The organism is Phycicoccus avicenniae, from assembly GCF_018139485.1.
Lineage (GTDB): Bacteria > Actinomycetota > Actinomycetes > Actinomycetales > Dermatophilaceae > Phycicoccus > Phycicoccus avicenniae.
Window position 1 is genome coordinate 163,334 of record NZ_JAGSNF010000017.1, and the last position, 7,417, is coordinate 170,750.

Genomic DNA, 7,417 nt, shown 5'->3' on the forward strand with positions numbered 1-7,417 from the left:
GGGTGACCGCCACCGCTGCCGAGGAACGCCTCGCGCTTCCGCCGGAGACGGAACGGCACGTAGCCCTCGGGAAGTCGGACGTCGAGGACGTACGCATCGTTGCGGTACTCCACGGGTCGGCCGCCCGCCCGTCCCGGGGGTCTTCCGGATGCAGGACGGGTCCTCCAGTACGCCACGCCCCCCAACGAACGGACGAGGTGGACCACGTCGTCACGCAGTCGCGCCGAGGTCGTCGCGTACTGGACGCGGCACGTCCGACCTTCCTGCAGCACAGGTCCACCGTCGCTGTCGAAGAGTCCCTCGAGGACCGCGAGCCGCACCCACGCCGCGTTCGCCTTGTACACCTCCGGGACGAACTTGGTGGCGGACCTCGTCCCCGCGAGTCCGAGGTCGCGCAGCACCGCGGTCACTGCGTTCGTCGTCCGGACGCCCTCGACGATGCCGCCGCGCGACGTCCCCCGCTGCCGCAGCACGAAGTCGTACCTGTCCTTGTGCACGACCTCGACGTCGAGCCGGCTCGCGTCGAGGGCGTCCTGCAGCCCGTCGACCAGCTCCGGGTCGGCGGTGGTGAAGCTGGGGGTCGTCCGCGTCGTGAGGCACCCGTCGCCCAGCAGGAGTCCGAGTGCATACGGGTCCATCGGCACGGGCTGCGGAACGTGGTCCGCGGCGTCCATGAGTGGCAGCTCGAACCGGTGCTGATGGCCGGACCGGAGTCGCCCCACCATGTCGGAGGTCTGAAGAGTGCGCCAACGGTCACGGCGCTTGTCATCCGGGGTCCGCACCGTCCAGAGGTGCTCGGCACACGCAAGAGTCGACGCACCGTCCTGGGTCGTGACCCGGTAGACCTCCTTGACGCCCTGGGGATGCACACCGATCACGGGAGTCGGCCGCCCCGACGACCCGATGACGAGGTCTCCGACCTCGAGGTCACCGAACCGACGGAAGCCCTCCGGTGTGAGCACCGCACTGTTCACGGGCTGGGCCCGTCCACGCATGAATGCCAGCGGGGCGACCTCGATCGTGCCGGCGGCGAGCAGCCGCGGGATGGAGTCGGGGTCGACCATGTCGTGCAGGGCGTCGTAGAGGGGCCGCAGGTACGGGTCGATCTTGTCGTTGAGGGAACCCGGCAGGAAGCCGAGCCGCTCCCCCGCCTCGACCGCCGGCCGGGTGAGGATGATCCGGTTCACCTGCTTGGCCTGCAGGGCCGCGACGGCCTTCGCCATCGCGAGGTAGGTCTTGCCGGTCCCCGCCGGGCCGATGCCGAAGACGACGGTGTTCTCGTCGATCGCCTCGACGTACTGCTTCTGGCCGAGGGTCTTCGGCCGGATCGTCCGGCCGCGGCTGCTCACGATGTTCATCGTCAGCACGTCGGCCGGGCGCTCGACGCTCTGGCTGCGCAGCATCGAGATCGACCGCTCGACGGCGTCGCGGTTCAGCGGCTGGCCACCACCGATGACCTCGATGAGCTCGTCGAGGAGGCGCTCGACGAGGGCGACCTCGGCGCTCGGGCCGCTGAGGTGGAACTCGTTGCCGCGGACGTGGATCTCCAGCTGCGGGAACTGGCGCTCCATCGTGCGCAGCAGCTCGTCACGGGGGCCGAGGAGGGAGACCATGGAGACCTCGGCCGGGATCGTCACGGTGTGCCGGGGCACGATGGGCTGGGTGGTCGGGGTGCCGTCGGGCACGGCCGGGCCGTCGGTGCGCGCGTCTGTCATCGTGCGTCCAGTCTACGGGCCGAGGGGGCGTCGGGGCACGCGAGAACCCTGGGTCAGCGCCCGCTCACCCCGGGGGCCAGGTGAGGTCCCGCCCACCGAAAACGTGCAGGTGGGCGTGGAAGACCGTCTGGCCCGCGCCCACCCCGGTGTTGAAGACCGCCCGGTACCCGTCGGCGAGGCCCTCCTGCTCGGCCACCTCGCCGGCGAGCCCGACGACCCCGGCGAGGGCGGCCGGGGACGCCGCCGCGAGGGCGGCGCCGTTCTCGACGTGCTGCCGCGGGACGACGAGGACGTGCGTGGGTGCCTGCGGGTTCACGTCACGGAAGGCCAGGGCGTGCTCGGACTCGGCGACGACGTCGGCCGGGACGTCGCCGGCGACGATCCGGCAGAAGAGGCAGTCGGTGCTCGGCTCGCTCATCCCCCGACCCTAGGGCCGCGGGCCTCACACGTCGACGGACAAGGCCACCTCGACGGTGTCGCCCACGCCGATGCCCTCGGCCCGGCGCACGGCGGCCTTGAGCGGCAGGGCGTACCGCTCGCCGCGCGGGATGAGGGCGGTCGTGAAGTCGGTCCGGCCGATCCTCGCGGCGAGCGGGATGCAGCCCCACCCGTAGCTCGTGAGCGCGGAGGTCGCCTGCACGGCGGCCGACTCCTCCTCGGGCAGGTCGACGAAGTGGTGCGGCGCGGGACCGCGCCACTCGTACACCGCGCCCGAGAACGTCAGGTCCATGGCCCGACCCTAGGACCGGATCCGGACGGAACCCGTCACCTCCAGCGGGACGCCGCGCTGAGGACGGCGAGCGCGGCGGGTCCGGCGCTCGAGGAGCGCAGGACCGCGGCGCCGAGCCGCACGGCCCGGGCCCCCACGGCCTCGAGCGTCTCCAGCTCCTCCGGCGCGATCCCGCCCTCGGGACCGACGACGAGGAGCACGTCGCCGGCCTCGGGCAGGACCGCCCCCGCGAGCGGTGTCGTCGCGTCCTCGTGGAGGACGAAGGTCGCGGCCGAGGTGGCGACGCGCTGGACGAGCTCGGCGGTCGTGGCCGTCGGACCGAGCAGGGGCCGTCGGGTCCGGCGCGACTGCTTCGTCGCCGCGACGAGCACCCCGTCCCAGCCACGCCGGGCCTTCTCGCCGCGCTCCCCGCGCCACCGGACGATGCACCGCGCCGCCTGCCACGGCACGACCTCGTCGACCCCGCACTCGGTGGCGGCCTCGACGGCCTGGTCGTCGCGACCGCCCTTCGCGAGCGCCTGGACGAGGACGAAGCGCGGCGCGGGCTCGGGGTCCTCGTGCACCTCGTCGACCTCGACGTCGAGCACGTCCTTGCCGACCCCGGTCACCGCACCGACGACGCTGCGCCCGGCACCGTCGGCGAGGACGACCCGCTCCCCGACCCGGGTCCGGCGCACGGCGACGGCGTGCCGTCCCTCGGTCCCGTCGAGCCGGACGACGTCACCCGGCCCGCGGCCGTCGAGCGCCCCCGGGGCGAGGAGGTGGAGCGGGAGCGTCATCGGGGTCCTGGCCGGCTCAGCGCGCCTTGAAGGCGTCGCGCAGCTTGCCGAAGAGCGAGCCCTCGGTGGGGTTGGACACCTTGCCCTCGGGACGCTCCTCGCCGCGCAGCGTCGCGAGCCGCCGGAGCAGGTCCTCCTGCTCGGAGTCCAGGCGCGTCGGCGTCTGCACCATCGTGTGGACGACGACGTCGCCTCGGCCGCCGCCCCGCAGGTGCGTCACGCCGAGGCCGCGGAGGGTGATGGTGTCGCCGGACTGGCTGCCCCGCCGCAGGTCGAGCTCCTGGGCGCCGTCGAAGGTGTCCATCGACAGGCTCGCGCCGAGCGCCGCGGCCGTCATCGGGACCTCGACCGTCGCGTGCAGGTCGTCGCCCCGGCGCTGGAAGACGGGGTGCTTGCGGACGGCGACCTCGACGTAGAGGTCACCGGCCGGACCGTTGCCCGGGCCGACCTCGCCCTCGCCGGCCAGCTGGATCCGGGTGCCGGTGTCGACACCTGCGGGCACCTTGAGCGTCAGCGTGCGCCGGGTCCGTACCCGGCCGTCACCGCTGCACTCGTAGCAGGGGTCGGTGATGATCTCGCCGAAGCCCTGGCACGTCATGCACGGCCGTGTCGTCATGACCTGGCCGAGGAAGCTGCGCTGCACCTGGCGGATCTCGCCGCGGCCCTCGCAGACGTCGCAGGTGCGGGTCGAGGTGCCCGGCTGCCGGCCGTCGCCGTGGCACGTGCCGCAGCCGACGGCGGTGTCGACCGTCAGCTCCTTCTCCTTGCCGAACACGGCGTCGCCGAGGTCGACGTCGAGCCGGACGAGGGCGTCCTGCCCGCGCATCTGCCGGGAGCGCGGTCCGGCCGTGCCCGCGGCGCCGGCACCGAAGAACGCCTCCATGACGTCGCTGAACGAGAACCCCTGGCCGAAGCCCTGGTCCCGGCCGCCGTAAGGGTCGGCGCCGGCGTCGAAGGACCGCCGCTTCTGCGGGTCGGACAGGACGTCGTAGGCCTGGCTGATCTTCTTGAACTGCTCCTCGGCCTCGGGCCCGGGGTTGACGTCGGGGTGCAGGGTGCGGGCGGCCCGACGGTAGGCCCGCTTGATGTCCTCCGGGCTCGCGTCGCGGGCGACCCCGAGGTCGGCGTAGTAGTCGTTCACGGGACGGTGGTCCTCCGGTGGGTGTCGGTGGGGACGGGTCCTGCCGTCAGTCGGCGAGGATCCTGGAGACGTACGTGGCGACGGCCCGGACGGCGGCCATGGCGCCCGGGTAGTCCATGCGGGTGGGGCCGACGACGCCGAGTCCGGCGACGACGTCGGTACCGGCGCCGTAGCCCGTCGTCACCATCGACGTCGAGCGCAGGCCGGCGTACGGGTTCTCCGCACCGATCCGGACGGCGAGGCTGCCGCCCTGCTCGGCGACGGCGCCCATGAGCTTGAGGAGGACGACGTGCTCCTCGAGCGCCTCGAGCACCGGACCGATGCTCGCGGTGAAGTCGCCCCCGGAGCGGACGAGGTTCGCGGTGCCGGCGAGGACGACCCGCTCCTCGCGCTCCTCGACGAGCGACTCCTCGAGAGCGGCGACGACGGACCGGGCGAGCGGCCGCAGCGAGGGGTCGATCCGCTCGTCGAGCGAGGTGAGCTCGCTCGAGGCGTCGGCGAGGACGCGGCCGGTCGTCGCCGCGTTGATCTCCGCGCGCAGGGTGACGAGGGCGCTCTGCCCGTCGTCGGTGAGGAGGTCGGTGCCGACGTCGACGACCCGCTGCTCGACCCGGCCGGTCGTCGTGATGAGCACGACGAGGAGCCGGGGTCCCCCGATCGGGACGAGCTCGACGTGGCGCACCGAGGACCGGGACAGCGACGGGTACTGCACGACGGCGACCTGACGGGTCAGCGACGCGAGGAGGCGGACCGTGCGGTCGACGACGTCGTCGAGGTCGACGGCCCCCTCCAGGAGGGTGCCGATGGCACGCTGCTCCGCCTGGCTCATCGGCTTGACCTGCGAGAGGCGGTCGACGAAGAGCCGGTACCCGGCGTCCGTCGGGATGCGGCCCGCGCTCGTGTGCGGGGCGGCGATGAGCCCCTCCTCCTCGAGCACGGCCATGTCGTTGCGCACCGTGGCCGCGGAGACCCCGAGCTGGTGCCGCTCGAGGAGGGCCTTGGAGCCGACCGGCTCCGACGTCTCGACGTAGTCCTGGACGATGGCCCGCAGCACGCGCAGGCGTCGGTCGTCGTTCACGGGTCCTCCTCCGGGTCGCTCGTCGGTGGGGTCACCGGGTGGTCGGACGCCCGTCGCTGGCACTCTGACCACCCGAGTGCCAAGCCTACGCGGCCACCCCCTCCGACGCGAAAGCCGCGACGCGGGTCCTCGACCGCGTGCCGCTACCGGGTCGGGCCCCGCGGCGCGGCTAGCGTGCCGGGCGTGGCGGACAGGTACGGACAGGACGTGCTCTCGGGCGACTGGCGGCGGCCGGCGAAGGGCCGGGCCGTGCCGCTGGCCGCTGAGAGCGGTCTCGTCGTCGAGGACGTCGAGACGGGCTGGGTCGGCGCCGTCGTCCGTGTCGAGAAGGCCGGGGGCGCCCACGTCGTCCACCTCGAGGACCGGCACGGCCGGCTCAGGGCCTTCCGGCTCGGTCCCGGCTTCCACGTCGACGGCCGGCCGGTGACCCTCGTGCCCCCGCGTCCGGCCGGCGCCGACCGCCTCGCCGCCCACCGTGGCGCCGCATCGCGCACCGCGAGCGGGTCCCGCGCGGTGCGGGGTGCGCGGGCCCGCGTCGCCCGCGGGTCCCGTCTCTACGTCGAGGGACGGCACGACGCCGAGCTCGTGGAGAAGGTGTGGGGCGACGACCTGCGCGTCGAGGGGGTCGTCGTCGAGATGCTCGACGGGGTCGACGACCTCGCCGCCGTCATCCGCGAGGTGCAGCCCGACGCCGAGCACCGGATGGGGGTCCTCGTCGACCACCTCGTGCCCGGCAGCAAGGAGTCCCGCGTCGTCGACGAGGCTCGCAGGGTGCGCCCGTACGCCGAGCACGTCCTCGTCGTCGGCCACCCCTACGTCGACGTCTGGCAGTCCGTGAAACCCCAGCGGCTCGGGATGGACGCCTGGCCCGTCGTCCCGCGTGGCACGGAGTGGAAGCACGGCATCTGCGACCACCTCGGGTGGCCGCACGAGACCCAGGCCGACGTCGCACGGGCCTGGAAGCGCATCCTCGGCTCCGTCGACTCCTGGACCGACCTCGAGCCCGAGCTGCTCGGGCGGGTCGAGGAGCTCATCGACTTCGTCACCGCCCCGCGGTAGCGGTCCCCGGGTCGGGGTCCACCCTGACCCGACCCGGAAGAGGTCCCCGACGCGCCCCCGGAACCGCTCGCACGAGCGGCGCGTCGGGTGTTCGATGGGACGAGACACCACAGGAGGACACATGAGCGACCACCCCAAGGACCCGACCGGGCCCGACGAGCCGCACGACCCGCAGGGCCCCACCGACCCACCGCAGCCGCAGGACCCGGCCCCGCCGGAGACCGCACCCGACGCCCCGCCGGCCCACGAGCCGCCTCCGCCGCCGCCTCCCGGTGGCGCGGCCCCGCCGCCCCCGCCGCCGGGCGCCGGCCAGGCTCCCCCGCCCCCTCCGGGGACGGCGGGCGCGCAGCCGTACCCGTCCTCGGGAGAGCACGGCGGACAGCAGCAGCACGGCGGACAGCAGCAGTACGGAGGCCAGCAGCCCTACGGCGGGGGCCCGGCCTTCGGCGGGGGTTCCCAGAAGCCGCTGACCCAGCAGGAGGAGAAGACGTGGGCGATGGCGACCCACGGGATCACCCTCGGCGCCACGGTCCTCTCGAGCGGGCTCCTCGGCGTCGTCGCGGCCATCGTGATGTACGTCCTGTTCAAGGACCGCGGCCCGTACGTGCGGTCCCAGACGACCGCCGCGCTCAACATCCAGATCACGACCGTCGTCGGCGCGATCGTCTCGTTCGTGCTGATGTTCGTGCTCATCGGCTTCGTCACGATCTTCCTCGTGGCGATCTACGCCCTCGTGCTGCACGTCATCGGCGTCATCAAGGCCAACAACGGCGAGTGGTGGGACCCGCCGCTGACGATCAAGTTCGTCAAGTGACGGACGGCGTCGTCTGACGGCCGCTCGTGGGGCGGGGGGCCGGGGGGGGGGCCCCCCCCCCCCCGCCCCCCCCGGGAGGGGGGGCGCCGACCCCGCCCCGG

7 protein-coding genes and 2 pseudogenes are annotated in these 7,417 nt (G+C 73.8%); 2 read left to right on the forward strand and 7 right to left on the reverse strand.

Annotated elements, in window-relative coordinates; translation table 11 throughout:
• Nucleotides 1-167: 167 nt before the first annotated feature.
• From KC207_RS17100 to hrcA, 7 genes and pseudogenes are all read right to left on the reverse strand, one after another.
• Nucleotides 168-995: pseudogene (locus tag KC207_RS17100) on the reverse strand (LAGLIDADG family homing endonuclease); the annotation flags it as partial.
• Nucleotides 981-1,715 (reverse strand): annotated as a pseudogene (locus KC207_RS12575) (PhoH family protein); the annotation flags it as partial. The pseudogenes KC207_RS12575 and KC207_RS17100, both read right to left, overlap by 15 nt.
• Before the next feature lie 64 nt (nucleotides 1,716-1,779).
• A complete protein-coding gene (locus tag KC207_RS12580) occupies nucleotides 1,780-2,133 on the reverse strand; it encodes an HIT domain-containing protein (protein ID WP_211603493.1) in 354 nt (117 codons plus the stop codon).
• 24 nt (nucleotides 2,134-2,157) lie between these two features.
• On the reverse strand, nucleotides 2,158-2,445 hold the full coding sequence (locus KC207_RS12585) for a DUF1905 domain-containing protein (RefSeq protein WP_211603495.1): 288 nt from the start codon (nucleotides 2,443-2,445) through the stop codon (nucleotides 2,158-2,160).
• Nucleotides 2,446-2,480: 35 nt separating this feature from the next.
• Nucleotides 2,481-3,224: a 16S rRNA (uracil(1498)-N(3))-methyltransferase gene (locus KC207_RS12590; RefSeq protein ID WP_211603497.1), complete on the reverse strand. Its 744-nt coding sequence runs from the start codon at nucleotides 3,222-3,224 to the stop codon at nucleotides 2,481-2,483.
• 16 nt (nucleotides 3,225-3,240) lie between these two features.
• Nucleotides 3,241-4,365 (reverse strand): molecular chaperone DnaJ, encoded by a 1,125-nt coding sequence (dnaJ, locus tag KC207_RS12595; protein ID WP_211603499.1) that lies wholly within the window; start codon nucleotides 4,363-4,365, stop codon nucleotides 3,241-3,243.
• Between the two features lie 46 nt (nucleotides 4,366-4,411).
• Nucleotides 4,412-5,443 (reverse strand): heat-inducible transcriptional repressor HrcA, encoded by a 1,032-nt coding sequence (hrcA, locus tag KC207_RS12600; RefSeq protein ID WP_211603501.1) that lies wholly within the window; start codon nucleotides 5,441-5,443, stop codon nucleotides 4,412-4,414.
• A gap of 183 nt (nucleotides 5,444-5,626) precedes the next feature.
• Here hrcA and KC207_RS12605 point away from each other — a divergent pair, with 183 nt between their 5' ends.
• Nucleotides 5,627-6,502 carry a DUF3097 domain-containing protein gene (locus KC207_RS12605; protein WP_211603503.1) on the forward strand — a complete coding sequence of 292 codons (876 nt, stop codon included), beginning with the start codon at nucleotides 5,627-5,629 and terminating at the stop codon, nucleotides 6,500-6,502.
• Nucleotides 6,503-6,623: 121 nt separating this feature from the next.
• A complete protein-coding gene (locus tag KC207_RS12610; protein ID WP_211603504.1) occupies nucleotides 6,624-7,316 on the forward strand; it encodes a DUF4870 domain-containing protein in 693 nt (230 codons plus the stop codon).
• Nucleotides 7,317-7,417: the final 101 nt, after the last annotated feature.